This window comes from Dellaglioa sp. CoH-57-MRSF-19 (assembly GCF_056781975.1).
Window position 1 is genome coordinate 1 of record NZ_JBXAXW010000066.1, and the last position, 643, is coordinate 643.

The 643-nt window shown below is 55.4% G+C and carries 3 protein-coding genes; all 3 read left to right on the forward strand.

Going from position 1 to position 643, the window contains the following annotated elements:
- A partial coding sequence (locus AC1RO3_RS08215) for a hypothetical protein (protein ID WP_481763963.1) occupies nt 1–199 on the forward strand: 199 nt, incomplete at its 5' end.
- Nucleotides 196–420, forward strand: coding sequence for a hypothetical protein (locus AC1RO3_RS08220; RefSeq protein WP_281116354.1), 225 nt, complete (start codon nt 196–198; stop codon nt 418–420). The genes AC1RO3_RS08215 and AC1RO3_RS08220, both read left to right, overlap by 4 nt.
- The coding region (locus tag AC1RO3_RS08225; protein ID WP_481763964.1) for a hypothetical protein at nt 420–643 on the forward strand (224 nt) is incomplete at its 3' end. The genes AC1RO3_RS08220 and AC1RO3_RS08225, both read left to right, overlap by 1 nt.

Below are 643 nucleotides of genomic sequence, written 5' to 3' on the forward strand. Positions count from 1 at the left end.
GTACAATACCGAGCAAGAGGCACAGGCCGCAAAGCACAACTGGATTTGCCGACGAAAACGTCAGGGCAACCCTATCGTCAATATCATGCACGTGTACGGATGTGAGTGTGGAAAGTTCCACATTGGCCGGGCCCGAGGCTCCATCAACTGGGATTTTGTGCACTCGATCCGCCCCACGATTCTCTCGGAGGTCAAATGAAACTTGTTCGTTGCTGTACGTACATGGACGACTATCAGGATATGATGGCGGCGCACGGTACCCTAGTGGTGCGCGGTGCGGACGATGAGCGCGTGCGCCACTATGCACACGTCAACAACGACGCACTTTCGTTTTCGGCGTCCGGTGCCAGCGTCACGTTCCCACTCTGCTTCTGTCCCGGATGCGGCACCAAAACTGAAGTAGTCAGCGAGGAAGAATAATGAATCAAACAGCAGTCGAGCGCTTGGTGGGTCAGCGTCTTGCGCGATACGAAGAGCTGGAACGGCAGTTGCGGGAACATAACGTCGTCGAGCGCCTTAAGCAGGTGGATGAGGACGCGTCATTTTGGGTGGCATGGGCACTCAATATGATTCAGAGCTTCAACGAATGGACGCAGCCGTTGCGCGAGATTCCGATGCATAACGTTGAGGCCGTAGACCGGGA

Excerpts from the sequence above, each read along its gene's own strand:
- AC1RO3_RS08220 (WP_281116354.1), top strand. The coding sequence starts at position 196 with ATGAAACTTGTTCGTTGCTGTACGTACATGGACGACTATCAGGATATG.